Source organism: Nonomuraea sp. NPDC051298 (genome assembly GCF_055586305.1).
In genome coordinates, this window is sequence record NZ_JBVJIM010000004.1 from 504,503 (window position 1) to 520,919 (window position 16,417).

At 73.4% G+C, this 16,417-nt stretch carries 14 protein-coding genes; 3 read left to right on the top strand and 11 right to left on the bottom strand.

Annotation, left to right across the window (positions count from 1 at the left end; all coding sequences use genetic code 11):
* Positions 1 to 54 precede the first annotated feature (54 nt).
* The 3 genes from ACZ6S0_RS15925 to ACZ6S0_RS15935 all read right to left on the bottom strand — a co-directional run bounded on the left by ACZ6S0_RS15925 (position 55) and on the right by ACZ6S0_RS15935 (position 3,149).
* Positions 55 to 378, bottom strand: coding sequence for a hypothetical protein (locus tag ACZ6S0_RS15925; protein ID WP_465917329.1), 324 nt, complete (start codon positions 376 to 378; stop codon positions 55 to 57).
* Between the two features lie 116 nt (positions 379 to 494).
* Positions 495 to 1,172 (bottom strand): response regulator transcription factor, encoded by a 678-nt coding sequence (locus tag ACZ6S0_RS15930; protein WP_465917332.1) that lies wholly within the window; start codon positions 1,170 to 1,172, stop codon positions 495 to 497.
* Between the two features lie 63 nt (positions 1,173 to 1,235).
* Positions 1,236 to 3,149 (bottom strand): phosphatidylglycerol lysyltransferase domain-containing protein, encoded by a 1,914-nt coding sequence (locus tag ACZ6S0_RS15935; RefSeq protein ID WP_465917336.1) that lies wholly within the window; start codon positions 3,147 to 3,149, stop codon positions 1,236 to 1,238.
* Positions 3,150 to 3,171: 22 nt separating this feature from the next.
* On the opposite strand from ACZ6S0_RS15935, the gene ACZ6S0_RS15940 reads away from it, so the two are divergent.
* Positions 3,172 to 4,524 carry an FAD/NAD(P)-binding protein gene (locus tag ACZ6S0_RS15940; RefSeq protein WP_465917340.1) on the top strand — a complete coding sequence of 451 codons (1,353 nt, stop codon included), beginning with the start codon at positions 3,172 to 3,174 and terminating at the stop codon, positions 4,522 to 4,524.
* A gap of 22 nt (positions 4,525 to 4,546) precedes the next feature.
* On the opposite strand, the gene ACZ6S0_RS15945 is transcribed toward ACZ6S0_RS15940, so the two are convergent.
* The 8 genes from ACZ6S0_RS15945 to ACZ6S0_RS15980 form a co-directional block, all read right to left on the bottom strand.
* The gene (locus ACZ6S0_RS15945) at positions 4,547 to 6,085 is read right to left on the bottom strand and encodes a helix-turn-helix domain-containing protein (protein ID WP_465917344.1); all 1,539 of its coding nucleotides are present in this window, start codon (positions 6,083 to 6,085) and stop codon (positions 4,547 to 4,549) included.
* Positions 6,082 to 7,170 carry a DUF917 domain-containing protein gene (locus tag ACZ6S0_RS15950; RefSeq protein WP_465917348.1) on the bottom strand — a complete coding sequence of 363 codons (1,089 nt, stop codon included), beginning with the start codon at positions 7,168 to 7,170 and terminating at the stop codon, positions 6,082 to 6,084. Before ACZ6S0_RS15950 ends, ACZ6S0_RS15945 begins: the two co-directional genes overlap by 4 nt.
* 112 nt (positions 7,171 to 7,282) lie before the next feature.
* Positions 7,283 to 7,999 (bottom strand): SDR family oxidoreductase, encoded by a 717-nt coding sequence (locus tag ACZ6S0_RS15955; RefSeq protein WP_465917352.1) that lies wholly within the window; start codon positions 7,997 to 7,999, stop codon positions 7,283 to 7,285.
* The gene (locus ACZ6S0_RS15960; RefSeq protein ID WP_465917355.1) at positions 7,996 to 9,090 is read right to left on the bottom strand and encodes a DUF917 domain-containing protein; all 1,095 of its coding nucleotides are present in this window, start codon (positions 9,088 to 9,090) and stop codon (positions 7,996 to 7,998) included. The genes ACZ6S0_RS15955 and ACZ6S0_RS15960 overlap by 4 nt, the downstream gene beginning before the upstream one ends.
* Positions 9,087 to 10,157 (bottom strand): DUF917 domain-containing protein, encoded by a 1,071-nt coding sequence (locus tag ACZ6S0_RS15965; protein WP_465917364.1) that lies wholly within the window; start codon positions 10,155 to 10,157, stop codon positions 9,087 to 9,089. Before ACZ6S0_RS15965 ends, ACZ6S0_RS15960 begins: the two co-directional genes overlap by 4 nt.
* 2 nt (positions 10,158 to 10,159) lie before the next feature.
* Positions 10,160 to 11,722: a hydantoinase/oxoprolinase N-terminal domain-containing protein gene (locus tag ACZ6S0_RS15970; protein ID WP_465917369.1), complete on the bottom strand. Its 1,563-nt coding sequence runs from the start codon at positions 11,720 to 11,722 to the stop codon at positions 10,160 to 10,162.
* 28 nt (positions 11,723 to 11,750) lie between these two features.
* Positions 11,751 to 13,067, bottom strand: a complete 1,317-nt coding sequence (locus ACZ6S0_RS15975; protein WP_465917375.1) for a purine-cytosine permease family protein — start codon at positions 13,065 to 13,067, stop codon at positions 11,751 to 11,753.
* 147 nt (positions 13,068 to 13,214) lie between these two features.
* Positions 13,215 to 14,501, bottom strand: coding sequence for a serine hydrolase domain-containing protein (locus ACZ6S0_RS15980; RefSeq protein WP_465917380.1), 1,287 nt, complete (start codon positions 14,499 to 14,501; stop codon positions 13,215 to 13,217).
* Positions 14,502 to 14,695: 194 nt separating this feature from the next.
* Here ACZ6S0_RS15980 and ACZ6S0_RS15985 point away from each other — a divergent pair, with 194 nt between their 5' ends.
* Positions 14,696 to 15,868, top strand: coding sequence for an NAD-dependent formate dehydrogenase (locus ACZ6S0_RS15985; RefSeq protein ID WP_465917385.1), 1,173 nt, complete (start codon positions 14,696 to 14,698; stop codon positions 15,866 to 15,868).
* 100 nt (positions 15,869 to 15,968) lie between these two features.
* The gene (gene cynS, locus ACZ6S0_RS15990; RefSeq protein WP_344876228.1) at positions 15,969 to 16,412 is read left to right on the top strand and encodes a cyanase; all 444 of its coding nucleotides are present in this window, start codon (positions 15,969 to 15,971) and stop codon (positions 16,410 to 16,412) included.
* Positions 16,413 to 16,417 lie beyond the last annotated feature (5 nt).

Sequence of the window (16,417 nt, forward strand, 5' to 3'; positions counted from 1 at the left end):
TCAGGCGCTCATGGGGGCAGGCCGGGCACCCGGGCGAGGTGCCCGGCCGTCGCCTCAGCCGTCCTCGGGCTCGGCGGCGTCGCCCTTGCCCTCCTGCTCGTGCTGGTCGTCCGCCTTGCCCTGCTTGTCCTCGTGCTCGCTCCGGTCGTCCGCCGCTTCCCGCTCGCCCTCCTGGCCGTCCTGGCCGTCCTCGACCTCCGTCTTCTCCTCGTTGGGCTCCGCGTTCTCCGTGGGCGTGGCGGCCTTGCTCTCGGGAGCCTGTCCGGTGGAGGTGGGGGCGGGGCTCTGGTGGGTGGAGGAGGCGAACGCGGCGGCTCCACCGCCCGCCAGCAGGACGGCGACGATGGCGAGGCCGGGGACGATCACAGACTTGCGCATTGAGAACCTCCGATGCGTGGACGTCGTTCTGACGCCCGCCAGTCTGCGGAAACGCGGGACAGCGGCAGGTTCGGCCGACCACAACGCGAGGTTAACCCTGCCCTGGGCACCGGTGGTCACGGCTCGTAGCGGTAGCCGCGCCCGCGTACCGTGACGATGCGCTCCATCCCTTCCCCGTGCGCGGCCAGCTTGCGGCGCAGCGCGAACACGTGCACGTCCAGCGTCTTGGTGGGGCCGTACCAGTTCACGTCCCACACCTCGTCCATGAGCTGCTCGCGGGTCACCACCTCGCCCGCGCGGCCCACCAGCACCGCCAGCAGGTCGAACTCCTTGGGCCGCAGCGCCAGCTCCTCCTCCCCCACGAAGGCCCGCCGGGCGGGCAGGTCGAGCCGCAACCGCCCGGCGGTCACCACGCGCTCCCCCTGCCCGGGGCCGCGCCGCCGCAGATGGGCCCGGATCCTGGCCATCAGCTCGGTCAGCCGGAACGGCTTGGTCAGGTAGTCGTCGGCGCCCGCGTCGAGGGCGACCACCACCTCGAACTCCTGCGTACGAGCCGTGAGCACGACGATCACCGTGTCCTGCGCCCCGGCGCGCAGCCGCCGGCACAGGGCCACGCCGTCCACATCGGGCAGCCCCAGATCCAGCAGGATGAGCTGCGGCTGGTGCCGTTCCGCCGCCAGCAGCGCCCCGGCCCCGTCGGCGGCCGACTCGGCCGCGTAACCCTGGGCCGCCAGTGCCTCGACCAGCTCGGTCCGGATGACCAGGTCATCCTCCACCACCAGCACACACGTCATGCGCCCGATGCTACGGTCCGCACCGTCAAGGGAGGTCGAGCGCGTTCGCGGGCCCCGCGCCGATCAGGACGTGCCCGAACGGCGGAGTACGCGTCGCCGGTGCCGTCGCGGGTGCGAGAGCAGGGACCGAAGCCCGGCGGGGAACAGGGTCCGGGGGATGAACGCCTCGGCCTGCAGCGCGGCGAAGCCGATCCGGGGAAGATCGCGGGTGCCCGGGAAGACCAGGAAGCGCGGCTCCCAGTGGGGCCGGAACTTGGCGTTGAACCGGTAGAGCGACTCGATCTGGAACCAGCGCGACAGGAACAGCAAGAAGGCCCGCCAGACGCGCAGGACCGGGCCCGCGCCCAGCCGTTCGCCACCGGCCAGCGCGGCGCGGAACATGGCGAAGTTGAGCGAGACCCGGCGCACGCCCAGGCCCGGCGCGGCCCGCAGCATTTCGACGATGAGCAGCTCGTTGAGCCCCGGGTCGCTGCCGGGGTCCCGGCACATCACGTCGAGGGAGAGGCCGTCCGTGCCCCACGGGACGAACTGCAGTATCGCCCGCACGTCCCCCCATGGGGGTCCCCCGGACGGCGCCGCCGCGGGGTCGTCGGTGCGGTGCGCGGTCACCACCACGCAGCCGGGATCGGCCGGGTCGCCGATGCGCCCCAGGGCCATCGAGTACCCCCGCTCGCGCTCCCGGCCGCGCCAGGCCCGCGCGGCCTGCCGCAGGCGGTCGCGTTCCTGCGGGTCGAGGTCCGTCACCCGCCGCACCCTGCAGACGGTGCCCGTACGCTCGATCCGGTGGATCATCTGCCGGACGTTGCGCATCTGCCTGCCCTGCAGCCCGAAGTCCGCCACCTCGACGATCGCCTCGTCACCGATCTCCAGGGCCGACAGCCCGGCCTCCCTGCACCACACCGTGCCGCCGGTCTGACTGCACCCGATCACCGCCGGCACCCAGGCGTGCCTGCGCGCCTTGTCCATGAACTCCTTGATCGCCCCCGGCCACGCCTCGACGTCGCCGATCGGGTCGCCGCTGGCCAGCATGACCCCGGCCGTCACCCGGTAGGAGACCACGGCCTTCCCGGACGCGGAGAAGATCGCGCTCTTGTCGCTGCGCAGCGCGAAGTAGCCCAGGGAGTCGCGTTCGCCCTGCTCGCGCAGGAGGTCGCGGACGGCTCGTTCCTCGTCGAGGGTCAACCCGGCGACCGGCCGCTCGGGGCGCAGCGCCAGGTAGAGGGTGGTCACGGCGGTGAGCGTGCCGAGCCCGAGCAGGGAGAAGTACACCAGGTCCGCCGTCTGCGCGGTGGTGAAGGCGATCGGCCCGTCGATCCCCACCAGCCCGAGCAGCACCTCCTGCCAGCGGTCGGACAGGCTCACCGTTCCGACCATGGCGTGCGAACGGGTGTTCACCACCGCCCATCCCACCAGGACGTCCACGACGCCGAGCAGCAGGAAGGCCCACAGGGACCGCCACCGCGTACGCGGGTCGGAGAGCGCGTAGAACTCCCTGCGCGAGTCCAGGAGCACCACGAAGAGCGCGAACGTCACGGCGGCCGTGAGAAGGTGTCCCCAGCGCAGCGCCCCGATCAACGCGTTCGCCGGCAGCAGCACGATCACCAGCCGCCAGGCCCGCCGCTTGCGGCGGCGCAGCGCGTGGGCCAGCATGATGAGCAACATCCCCATCACCAGAGACGTGGCAGCGGCCAGCGAGACCGCCGACCCCGGCAGCAGGGCGGCGATCTCGGCCAGGCGGCTGTGCTCGAACCCCGGATGGACCACGCGCAGGATGTTGAAGGCGCCGATCGCCACCGCCAGATAGCCTGCCACGGTGGGTACCGCCGAACGCGACATACCCCTTGTGCTACCCCCTCCACCTGGCGTCGGGCCACGAAAACCCGCGTACGGACAGGCGGAGTTGTCGAATGCGTGAAGCATCCTTTCCCCATCACCCGCCGACGCGGCGCGCGCTCGTCGGCACAGGCCATCCCACATATCCTGCAGGTATAGTGGGTTTATGGCTCAACCATCGGTCGTCGTCGTCGGGGGCGGCGCGAGCGGCGCCCTCACCGCGATCCACGTGTTGCGACTCGCCCGCGCCACCGGGACACCGGTGGCCGTCACGCTGCTCGACCAGTCCGGCCGGCACGCGCTCGGCCAGGCGTACGCCACCACCGACCCGCACCACCTGCTCAACACCCGCGCCGACCGGATGAGCGCCCTCGACGGCGAGCCGGACCACCTGGTGAGGTGGGCGCGGGCGGCGGGCCTGGCGGCGACCGGCTCCGGCTACCTGCCGCGCGCCGTCTACGGCCGCTACCTGCAAGAGACGCTGGCCGCCGCGGAGGACCCGCCCGCCCGCACGCTCCACCGCGTCACCGCCAAGGCCGTGGCGCTGCACGGCGACCACGCGGTCCGGCTGGCGGACGGCCGGCGCGTCGACGCGGACGCGATCGTCCTGGCCCTCGGCAACCGCGGCCCCGCGCCCGTGCCCGGCCTGGGCGCGCACCACCGGTACGTCGCCGACCCGTGGGCGGGCGGCGCGCTGTCCTGGATCAACGACGGCGCGTCCGTGCTGGTGCTCGGCACCGGGCTGACCATGGTCGACGTGGCGCTCACGGTGACCAGGGCGCACCCGGGCACGATCGTGTACGCGCTGTCACGGCACGCTCTGCTCCCCCGCCCGCACCTGTCCCGCCCGTGCTCGCCCGTCCCCGTGGCCCTGCCCGACGGGCCGTTGCGGGTCGCGGATCTGCTGGCCGCCACGCGGCGGGCCGTACGCGACAACGACGGCGACTGGCACGGCGTCGTGGACGGGCTACGGCCGCACGCCCAGGCGCTGTGGCGGCGGCTCGGCCAGGAGGAGCGGCGGCTGTTCCTGCGGCGGGTGGCGCGCTACTGGGAGATTCACCGGCACCGCATCCCGCCCGCCTCCGCCCAGGCCATCGCCGACCTGCGCGCCGACGGGCGGTTGCGGGTGCTGCGCGGCAGCCTGGTCACGGCCGAGCCCGCCGCCGGCGGCCTGCGCGTCCGGGCGAACCTGGACGGCGCCATGACCGACCTCGACGTCGGCTGGCTGGTCAACGCCACGGGGCCGGGCTCCGACGTCACCACCGACCCCTTCGTCGCGAACCTCATCGGCGCCGGCACGGCCCGGCCCGACCCTCTCGAGCTCGGCCTCGACGCGGGTCCCGACGGCGCGCTGCTGGACGCGTCGGGACGGCCCAGCGCACGCCTGTTCGCCCTGGGCCCCCTCCTGCGCGGGACCCTGTACGAGACCACCGCCGTGCCGGAACTGCGCGCCCAGGCGGCGGCCCTCGCCCCGCGCCTCGTCGAGGCGGCGGCCTCCTGTGCCCAGCCGGTGGCCTGAGCGGCAGCCGTAGGGTGAGGCGTCACGGGGAGCGCGCGGGCGGCTGGGAGAGGGTGACCGTACGGCAGGCCAGGTGCAGGGCCAGGCGTTCGTCACGATGGCGCAGGTCGACGTCGAGCAGCCGTTCGATCCGGTGGATCCGGGCGGCCACGGTGTTGCGGTGGACGCCCAGCACCGCCGCGGTCTCGGCGATCGACGACTCGGCGTCCAGGTAGGCCGAGAGCGTACGGATCAGGTCGCCCGGCTGGTCGCGCAGCGGCGCCAGCAGGGCGCGCGCGGCGGGTTCGAAGGTGTCGGTCCTGGTCCACTCCAGCAGCAGTTGCGCCATCCCGAGCTGGTCGACGTGCAGGAAGAAGCCGGCCTCCGGCCGGGTGGCGGCCAGCCGGGCCGCGTCGATGGCCTCGGCGACCGTGTCGATCAGCCCGCCGACCTGCGGGTGCGGGCGGCCCACCCCCATGTGGGCGCCGATCGAGCGGTGCAGCGGCCGGTGGGCGGCGCGCAGTGCCGCCGCCAGGTCCCGGACGCGGGCCGAGGTGGGTTCCTGGGAGAACGTCGTCCACCCGGTCCACCCGTCACCGTGCTCGACGACGACGGCGTCGACGCCTTCCGCGCGCAGCAGGCGGGTGATCCGGGCCGTCCACGCCACGGTGTCGAACGCGGGCGGCGCGCCGATGCGGAGGCCGACGTGCCAGCCGCCGAGCTGCCAGCCCGCGTCGGCCACCCGCCTGCGTACCTGGGCCGACGGTTCGGCGTCCAGCCGGAGCAGGTCGCCGAGCAGCACCGACCGCGAGCGCGCGTCACGCTCCAGCTCGAGCCGCTGGGCGAGGAGCCAGCGCTGCACCGCGGTGGCCGCCACCGACAGCGCGACGGGAACGACGTCCGCGCGGGCGGCAGCCGTCCCCCGCAGCTCGGCCACCAGCCAGAACGTGGCGCGCGGCGTGTGCGGCAGCAGCGCGGGATGGGCCAGCAGCACCCCGTCGGACAGCGGCACGCGCTGGGCCACGACCTCGTCGGTACGCAGCGCGTCCAGAGCGCCCAGCTCGCCGGCCAGCGGCTGCCCACGGTCGTCGAGCAGGGCCGCGGGGACGCCCAGCAGGTCACGCAGCCTGCGTACGACGTCCTCGGGGGCGAGGGTGCGCTCGTCGAAGGCGCGATGGGCGGCGAGCACCAGCCGGGCCCGGTCCAGCTCGGGCTCGGCCAGCGCCAGCCGGGCCGCGACCAGCAGGTCCAGCGGGTCGCCTGCCGCGCCCAGCAGGGGCAGCCCGAGCCGGTCGGCGAGCCGCAGCGTCCCGTGGGCGGCGCCGTCGGCGGGCGCGGGGACGAGCACGCCCTTTCCGCCCGCGTCCACGACGCGGCGCAGCAGGGCGTCGAGGCGCCAGTCGCCGGGCTCGACCGGCGTGGTGAGGATGACCAGCTCGCCCGCGGCGGCCGGGCGGTCGGCCCCGGGGTCGGCGAGCGGCCGGACCGCGCGTACCTCCGCGTCGAGCCCGGCCGCCCCGGCGAGCACGCGTACGCCGCCGCTCAGCTCGGGCAGCGCCAGCAGCCTGCGCAGGGTGGTCATCGACGTCCCCCCAGGAGCACGGGGTCGGTGTCGATGCCGTACGCGCGCGGCGCGAGGACGGCGATCCTGCCCGGTTCGCCGGGCTCCGTCCAGAACGCCGAGATCGCCACCTGCAACACCATCACCTCCATGCCCACCCGCACCGCGTCGCCCGCGATCGGTACGCCTGTGCGGCGGTCCAGCACGGCCAGCACGTCGGGGGTGGAGGCCACGATGCGCCCGTCACGCTGCGCGAGGAGGTACTCGTTCTCCATCTCCAGCCGCACCAGCGCGCCCGAGGCGTGGTCGGCGACCGTGACGCCGCCTCGGGAGAACCCGGCGCGGCCGTGCCGCCGCGGCCCCGGCCGCCGGACGACCTCGACGACCCGCCCGAGCGCCAGGACGCGTCCACCGGTCGCCTCCGCCAGCCGGGCCGGATCGGGCGACTCGCCCAGCGCGAGGATCTGCCGCCCCAGCCGCAGCGCGGCCGACACGGACGCCACCACGCTGCACCTGGCCAGCTCACCCACCGGGATCGGAGCCAGCGCCAGCGCCGCCCAGCCGCCCCCGCTGGGCAGGAACGCCCGCACCGTACGCTCCAGGTCGGCCGGGCCGCCGGTGCCCTGGACGAGCACCTGCCCGCTGGGCTCGGCCAGCGCCGCAGGGGTGACCGGACGGCCGCAGGCGGACAGGGAGAGCTGGTCGAGCCGGGGCACGCCGCGCCCGGACAGGTCGGCGTCCACGGCGGGCAGCCCGAGGTCGCAGGCGGCGACCAGCGGCATCACGCCGTTGAGCCCGCCGATCTCGATGGAGACGACCGCCTCGGCGCGGGTGCCCGTCCAGCGCTCGATGGCGGCCACCGCCGCGACGAACTCGTGGCCTCCCGGCAGCTTCTCGGCGAACACGGCCGTCGCGCCGACGACGCCCACCGGGACCACGGGCGTCTCGGGCGGCAGCTCGCCGAGGGAGTGCACGACGACCTCCGCGCCGGCGGCCAGGTGCCGCCGCAGCAACGTCGTGGCCGTGCGGGTGTCGCCGCCGCCCCCGGAGCCGAGCACGGCCACGCCCCGCTCCAGCGCCGGGACGTCCGGCGGGTCGATGCGCATTCTCCCAGCTTGCCGCACCCGGTCGACTGGCCGCACCGGGGCACCTTGCCGCACCGGGTGGGCTTGTCGCACCGGGTCGGCTTGTCGCATCTGGTCGGCTTGTCGCATCTGGTCAGCGCAGTGCGTAACCGCCGTCCGGGTAGAGCGTCGAGCCCGTCGTGTAGGTGGCGGCGAACAGGAACATGACGGCCTCGGCGACCTCGCCCTCCTCGCCGGGCCGTCCGAGCAGGCTCTGCGCCGAGTACTGGGCGAAACTGGCCTGCCGCACCTCCTCGGGCCGCTGCCGCCACAGGTTGCCGTCGATCGTGCCCGGCGAGACGACGTTCACCCGAATGGGCGCCAGTTCCACGGCCAGCCCTCTGCCGAGCCCCTCGATCGCGGCGTTGCACGCGACGTACGCGGGCGCGGCGGCGGGCGGCCGAACACTCGCCGCGCCCGACATGAGCACGATCGAGGCGTCGGGGGCGAGCTTCGGCAGGGCCAGCCGTACGGCGTGGTACTGGCCCCAGAACTTCGACACGAACGGGCTCCGCGCCTCCTCGTCGCTCAGCTCCCGCATCGGCCCCACCGTGTACGAGGCCGCCGGGGTGAACAGGTGGTCCACCCGGTCCACGGCGGCGAAGAACGCGGCCAGCGACTCCTGGTCGGTGTTGTCCACGACGTGCCAGCTCGCGGCCTCGCCCAGCTCCGCGGCGGCCCCCCTGAGCCGGGACTCGGTGCGTCCGCCCAGCACCACGCGGGCTCCCGCGGCCACGGCGCGGCGGGCGACCTCGAGCCCGATGCCCGAGCCGCCGCCGACGATGACGATGACGACCGTGCGTCCGTTCACCCCTCCTCCTCGACGGGCCGGAAGGGGTGTGGGAGGCCGAAGGCCGCGGGCCCGAACACCGCCAGCGCCTCAGGCGTACGCATGCGCTCGGGCGTGGAGATGCCCACGACCGTGATCCGCTGTCCGTACCGCAGGTTCTCGGTGGTGATCGGCTCGGCCTGCTCCGCCTCCAGCACGCACACCAGGTCGGGCACCACACACCGCACCCGGCCGTCCACGAGCGCCACGAGGTGCTCGTTCTGGAAGGTCAGCTCCAGCTCGTGCCGCCCGTCGAACGACACCGCCGCCGCCCGCCCCCGGGCGAAACCCGCCTCGGTACGCCGCTCCACGTCGGAGACCTTGCCCCGGAACAGCACCCGCAGGTGGCCGTACAGGGTGCCGCGCAGCGCCTCGGCGAGCGCGGCGACCGGGTCGGCGTTGCGCTCGCGGGCGAGCCTGATCGTGCGGCCGATGGTCAGGGCGAGCGACAGCGTACGCGGCACCGCCGTGCGCTTGACCTCGGCGCCGCTCATCGCGTACTCGGCGATGTGCGCCACGCCGCCCAGCCGCACGGTGATCCCGCGGGCCAGCCACTCCATGCGCTTGTTGTCGGCGCCGGTGTCGATGATCGCGGTCTCGCCGCCCTCCCCGGCCACGGCCATCGGCGAGCCGGGCACCCCGTACACGCCGAAGGTCTCCATCTGCAGCTCGGGGAAGGCCCGGCCCATGCCGTCGGCGTCCACCGCGGGCAGGCCGGTCGTGGCGGCCACCACGAGCGGGATCATCGAGTTGATGCCGCCGCACTCGATCGGCATGGTCGCGCCCGCCGTACGGCCGAGACGCGCCTCCAGCGCGCGCAGCGCGGTGACCGGCTCGGTGCCGCGCGGCAGCTTCTCGTGCACCACCGTCGGGGCGCCCATCTGGGCGGTCGGGATGACCAGGAGGTCGTCGTCGAGTTCGTCGGGGTCCAGCACGGTGATGGGCCCGTGCTCGCGGATCGCCTGGCGGACGAGCAGCCGCCCCACGTACGGGTCGCCGCCGCCGCCCGTGCCCAGGACGGCCGCGCCGCGGGCCAGGTCGGGCAGGTCGTCCTCGGTCAGCAGCCAGCTCACCGGGCCGCTCCCACCGGGTCGAGGTCGTAGCCGAAGTACCGCGGCCCGGCCAGCGCCAGGCCCTCCTCGGTGTGCCAGCGCGGATCGGCCGGGGCGTAGATCACGGACACCCGCTGGCCGAACCGCAGCGCCTCCGTGGTGACGGCCTCGCCCGACTCGCGGTCGAGGGTGCAGATCAGGTCAGGTACGGTCGCCCGCGCCTCGCCGTCGATCTCGGCGACCAGGTACTCGTTCTGGAAGCGCAGCACCAGCTCGCCGCCCGCGTCCTCGTCCATGCCGGACAGGGTCGCGGTGCCGCGGGCGAAGCCGGTCGTGGTGCGGCGTTCGACGTCGGTGACCTTGCCGGTGAACAGGCGGCGCCCGCCCAGCCGGGTCACCACGGCGTCCACCGGGTCGGTGTGCGCGGCGCGGGCCCGGTGCACCAGCTCACCCAGCTCCGCGCACAGGCTGAGCGAGCCGGGCACGAGCGACTCGCGGGCCTGGTCGCCGGTCATCGCGTACGACGCGATCATCGCCGAGCAGCCCATGTCGATGGTCGCCGAGCGGGCCAGTCGTTCGGCCCAGTGGTTGTCCACGGCGTCCAGCACGACGCGGTTGCCCTTCTCGTCGGCGATCGACATGGGCGTGGCCCGCACTCCGTACAGGGTGGGCAGCACCATCTGGATCTCCGGGAAGGCGCGGCCCATGCCGTCGGCGTCCACCAGCGGCAGGCCGAGCTGCGCCGCCGCGACCACGGGGATCAGCGAGTTGACCCCGCCCGCCTCCGCGCAGGCGATGTGGGTGAGCCCGCTGCTCAGGTAGCCGGACAGCGCCTGGGCGGCCTTGGACACCTGGTCGATCGAGGGCAGCTTCTCCACCATCACGGTCGGCGCGCCCATCATCGCCACCTGCAGCACGGCCGCGTCCCGCGGCAGCTCGTCGAGCGGGCAGAGGGTGACCGGGCCGTACTCGCGCACGGCGGAGGCGGCCAGCAGGCGGCCGATGTGCGGGTCGCCGCCGCCGCCCGTGCCCAGGATGGCCGCGCCGATGGCGAGGTCGTCCAGGTCGGTCAGGCTGATCTCGCGCATGGTCAGCGTCCCTTCCCGTCGGTGAGCTGGAGCTCCCCGACGGCCTTGGCCCTGATGCGGGTGGCGTTGCCGGGCAGGTACGGGATCGGCACCTCGTCGAAGTCCACGATCCGCACGCTCGACGGGGACGCGCCCGCCGCCACGGCCCGGTCCACGGCCTCCTGCTTGGCGGCGTCCACCACGGTGTCGCGGCGGCCGGGCTCGACGGCGTACACGCGGTCGACCTCGCCGCCGATCTGCGCGATGGCCGCGCCGATCGCGTTGGCGACCGCGTAGTGGGCGGGCCGGTGCACGGCGCCCGCGCCGGCCAGTTCGTCGGGCAGCAGCATCGAGCCGCCGCCGACCGCGACGACCGGCAGCGGCTCGGCGGAGGTGCGCATGCGCTCCACCGCGTCGGCCACGTCCCCGGCGATCCGCCGCAGCGCCGCCTCGACCAGCCCCTTGTCCAGGTGCGCCACCAGGCCGGGATCGCCGATCTCCGCCCGGCCCGCGGCCACCGCGATGTCGGTCGCGGTCAGCGTGTCGCCGCCGAACACCAGGGCCTTGGCGGTCAGCTCGTAGCCGACGGAGTCGGGGCCGACGGTGACGGACCCGGCCTCGCCGCGTACCCGGCTGCCGCCGCCGATGCCGATCGACAACACGTCCGGCATGCGGAAGTTCGTCCGGATGCCGGACACCGTCACGTCCGTGGTGGCCTCGCGGGGGAAGCCGTGCCGCAGCACGCCCACGTCGCTCGTGGTGCCGCCGACGTCCACCACCGCGCACGTGTCCAGCCCGGACAGAACGGCCGCGCCGCGCATCGAGTTCGTCGGCCCCGAGGCGAACGTCGCCACCGGGTAGCGGCGGGCGAAGTCGACGTCCATCAGCGTGCCGTCGTTCTGGCTCAGGTAGAGCGGCGCGGTGATGCCCGCCCCGCTGACCGAGGCCGCCAGGCCGTCCACGATGTGCGCGGCCAGCTCGCGCAGCGCGGCGTTGATGATGGTGGCGTTCTCCCGCTCCAGCAGGCCGATCCGGCCGATCTCGTGCGACAGCGAGATCTCCACCCCCGGCAGCTCCGCCTCGACGATCTCGGCGGCGCGCGCCTCGAACTCGGCGTTGACCGGGGAGAACACCGACGTGATGGCGACGCTGCGGACCCCCGCCTGGCCCATGTCCTCGGCGGCCTTGCGCACCTCGGCCTCGTCCAGCTCCGCGATGTGCCGGCCGTCGAACTCGTGCCCGCCGTGCACCAGGTAGCTGCGTCCGGACACCGCGTCGACCAGCCGCTGCGGCCAGTCGACCATCGGCGGCAGCGACGCCCCCGCGGGCAGGCTGAGCCGCAGCGCGGCGGTCGGAGCCAGCCGGCGGGCCTCCACGAGCGCGTTGATGAAGTGCGTGGTGCCGATCATCACGGCCCGCACGTCCGCCGGGTCGAACGCCCGCTGCCGCTGCAACTGCTCCAGCGCGCTGACGATGCCGGAGGTGACGTCGGCGGTGGTGCTGGTCTTGACGGCGGCGAGCACCTCCCTGCCGTCCAGGAGGACGGCGTCGGTGTTGGTGCCACCTACGTCGATACCGATGCGCACGAGATCTCCCATTCCCCTTTGTCGTTGTTCAGACGGCTACCGCGTCGGCCGTGCGGCGGGCCCCCACACCGCGGACGAGCCCCAGCTTCCCGGCCACCACGTAGAGCACGAACGCGACGACCAGGGCGTTGATGCTGCCCAGCCCCACCTCGACGAACCTCCCGACCAGGGCCGCGACCAGCCAGACCACCAGCGTGGCGGGCACCCAGTCAGGCGCCGTCTCGGGCAGGCCGCCGCTCGCCCTGGCGGCTTCCAGGTCGCCGCGCCAGCGCCGCACCACGAAGTACTCGGCCACCATGATCCCCGCGATCGGCGGGAACACCACGCCGAGCAGCGTCAGGAAGTCGATGAAGTGGCTCAGCACGCCCGCCGCGGCCAGCACGCTGCCCAGCACGCCGATGACGGCCGTGGCCACGCCGCGGTGCACCTTCCTGCCGAAGACCGTGCCGACGAAGTTCACCAGGCCCAGGCCGGACGAGTACAGGTTCCAGTCGTTGATCTTCACGGTGCCGGCGACGATCACCAGGATGCCGACCCAGCCCACCGACGACGTGACGATCGTGGTGATCTCGCTGGTGCCGACGGCGTGCGCCAGCAGCACCCCGGCCAGGCCGATCACGTACTCGCCCAGCGTGATGCCCACCAGCGTCTGCTTGACCACGTCGCCGACGCTGCGGTTGAACCTGGTCATGTCGGGCGTGATGATCGCGCCCACGATGAACCCGCCCGCGACCAGCGTCGTCCCCTGCAGCAGGGTGAGCTGCGGGCCCGGCGGCGCCGAGGCGACGAGCGCGCCGACGTCGTGCCGGGACAGCTCGCTGATGATCGACCAGCCGACCAGGACGAGGAACGCGGGCACGGTCACATACGCCGTCCACGCCATCGAGCCGAAGCCCCACAACACGATCGAGGTGACCACCAGCCCGAACACCAGCGACCAGCCCCACTCGGGCAGGACCCCGACCAGACTGGCCAGCCCCTGCGCGGAGACCGCCGACTGGATGCCGAACCAGCCGATCAGGCTGATCCCGATCGCCAGCCCGATCACCGCGGAACCGGCCCTGCCGAACCCCGTCCAGCGGGCCAGCATGGAGGTGGACAGCCCCTCCCGCACCCCGATCACGCCGACGAAGACGGCGACCACCTCGAGGATGACGGCGCCGAGCGTCAGCGCCAGGAACGCCTGCCAGAACCCCATCCCGAAACCGAGGGTGGCCCCGAGCAGGAACTGGCTCAGCGCCGAGACCTGGCCGAAGCGTTGCACGGCGACCGAGAACCATGAGTAGCGGGCGCTCTCGGGCACCCTGGAGAGCGCGTAATCGTCGACACCGACGCCTGAGGCCATGTCGACCTCCCTTACCAAGCGGAACCTGTGGTTGGACGCTTACGGTAGGCAGTCGAGGGCGAGGTGTCAGTGTGGACATTCCACAGTCGGCGGCCGGTGGCTGTGCACCTTGCACTGCCAACAACGGCGGCGGCCCGAAGGTGAAGCCTAGCCTCCTTCCGTGGCGGGCGGCGCCGAGCGGGTGATCAGCTCGCGTGCCTTGAGCACGATCGGGGTGATCGGGGTGTCGTAGTTGCTCAGGACGACCACGGCCCAGTCGAGGCCGGGGAAGACGTCGAGGTTGGCCGCCACGCCCACGGCGCTGCCGGAGTGTCCCCAGGTGCGGTGGCCCCCGGTGACGGTGTCGCGGAAGCCGTAGCCGTAGAAGCGGGCGTCGGCGGGGACGACGGGCCTGTCCGTGGGCGACAGCAGGACCTTGCCGCTCGTGCAGGCCGCCGCGTAGGCCGGGCTCAGGAGCCTGCCCCTGGTCAGCGCGTCGACGAAGGCGAGCAGGTCGGGCGCGGAGGCGTAGACGCCGTCGGCGGGTCCCCCGACGTGGCCGAAGAACTCGCTGGTGGTGAAGTCGGCCCGCTCTCCTGACTGCTGCGTCCAGTACGGGTGGGCGATCTCCCGGCTCTCGAGGACCTGCGGCCGGGTGTACAGGCCCGAACGCCGCATGCCCGCCGCGGCGATCACGTTCGTGCGCACGTAGTCGTGGTACGGCACGCCCGAGGCCGCCGCGACGACCGCGCCGAGCACGAAGTAGCCGCTGTTGCTGTAGACGTGCCGGGTGCCCGGGGTGAAGGCGGGAGTCGTCTCCTGCTTCCTGATGAGGGCGAGGACGCCGTCCATCAGCTCCCGCTCGCTCGCCCACTCCTTGAGCCCCTGGCGGTACTCGGGGGACTGCGCGTACTCGCCCAGGCCCGCGGTGTGGGTCAGCAGGTGGTGGACGGTCACCTTCGCGGTCTCCGCCGAGAAGCCGTCCAGATAGTCGCCCAGGGGCGCGTGCAGGTCGACCTTGCCACGCTGCACCAGTTGGCCCAGCGCCACGGCGGTGAGGCACTTGCTCACGGACGCCAGCTTGAAGATCGTGTCAGGCCCGTTCTGGATCGAGCGGGCCTGGTCCGCCATGCCGTACGAGCGGGCCAGCACCGGGCGCGAACGGTGCCGCAGCAGCACGGTTCCGGAGAACTGGTCGGCCTGCGCCAGGCGGGCCACGTACGCGTCGAACTCCCCGCCCGGCCGCAGGCTCGGCGGCACGGGCTCGGCGCGGTCGGCATGGGCGGGTTCGGCGTGAGCGGGTGTCCTTCCGGTCGCCAGGTCGCTCACCGCCAGCGACGCGGTGGCCGCGGCGCCGGTCAGCAGGGTGCGCCGGGTGGGGCTGGTCCGGCCGCTCGGGCTCATCTGGCCGCTCGGGCCGTCTTCGGCGGGCCGGTGGTGGTGAGGCGCGGTCATGGCTGCCTTTCCTGGGTTCGCCCTGCTGACGATCACGGCTGTCGCCGGCCGCCGAGACTAGGCGGACCGGTGTTTCCTCCCCGTTACCGAACGGCATAGAAGGCCCCTATCACTCGATAGATACAAACGCTTTGACCTGCGAAGACACCCCGGACGACAGTAGAGATCACCCCGACCGACAAGGAGCCGGAACCATGGCCAAAGTGTTGTGCGTGCTCTACGACGACCCCATCGACGGATACCCCACCACCTACGCCCGCGACGACCTGCCCGCCCTGTCCGAGTACCCCGGCGGGCAGACCCTGCCCACCCCCTCGGCGGTCGACTTCACCCCAGGGCACCTGCTCGGCAGCGTCTCCGGCGAGCTGGGGCTCCGCCGCTTCCTGGAAGCGCGCGGCCACACCCTGGTCGTCACCTCCGACAAGGACGGCGACGGCACCCCCGGCGGCTCCGCCTTCGACCGTGAGCTGGCCGACGCCGACGTGGTCATCTCCCAGCCGTTCTGGCCCGCGTACCTGACCGCCGAGCGCATCGCCCGCGCGCCCCGGCTCAAACTGGCCATCACCGCCGGAATCGGGTCAGACCACGTCGACCTCGACGCCGCCATCTCCCGTGGCGTCACCGTCGCCGAGGTCACCTACTGCAACAGCATCAGCGTCTCCGAGCACGTGGTGATGATGATCCTGTCGCTGGTGCGCAACTATCTGCCGTCCCACCAGACGGTGCTGGACGGCGGCTGGAACATCGCCGACAGCGTCGCCCGCTCGTACGACCTGGAGGGCATGCACGTCGGCACCGTCGCCGCCGGACGCATCGGGCTGGCCGTGCTGCGCCGGCTCAAGCCGTTCGACGTCCACCTGCACTACACCGACCGGCACCGGCTGCCGGAGGAGGTGGAGGCCGAACTCGGGCTCACCTGGCACCCCGACACCGCCTCCATGGTCCCGCACTGCGACGTGGTCACCGTCAACGCCCCGCTCCACCCGGAGACCGAGGGCCTGTTCAACGACCGGCTGCTGGCCACCATGAAGCGCGGCGCGTACCTGATCAACACCGCCCGCGCCCGGATCGCCGACCGCGACTCCATCGTCCGCGCGCTGGAGAGCGGGCAGCTCGCCGGTTACGCCGGAGACGTCTGGTACCCCCAGCCCGCCCCCGCCGACCACCCCTGGCGGACCATGCCCCACCACGGCATGACCCCGCACATCTCCGGCTCCTCGCTGTCCGCGCAGGCCCGCTACGCCGCCGGCACCCGCGAGATCCTCGAAGCCTGGCTGGACGACAAGCCCATCCGCGACGAGTACCTCATCGTCGACGGCGGCGCCCTGGCCGGAACCGGAGCCCACTCCTACAGCACCAGGACGTGACCGAACTTGTCCCTTCGGTCCCGGCCGTTGCCTCCGGGACCGAGGGGACAGCCCATGCGTTTGCGTGCGCCCGGCCGCCCTCGACCTCCATGGAGTAGCAGTGGTCACCAAGCAGGAAGCAGCCCAGGCCGTCCGCCATGCCAAGGAGGTGACCGGCGTGACCTGGGAACAGCTCGCCCAGGCCGTCGGCCGGCCCCTGGCGTGGACCACGGCGGCCCTGCTCGGCCAGCACCCGATGAGCAAGGACGAGGCGGCGACGGCGGCGGCCCTGCTCGAACTCGGCGACGACGTCGCACTCGCCCTCAGGATGCAGCCCACCCGTGGCGGGCTGGAGTCCGCCGTCCCGGTCGATCCGACCATCTACCGGCTCTACGAGGTGATCCAGGTCTATGGACCGGCCATCAAGGAGCTGATCCACGAGCAGTGCGGCGACGGCATCATGAGCGCCATCAACTTCCGTCTCGACGTCAGGCGGGTCCCCGACCCGGCGGGCGACCGGGTCGTCATCACCCTCGACGGCAAGTACCTGCCCTACCAGTGGTGACCGTC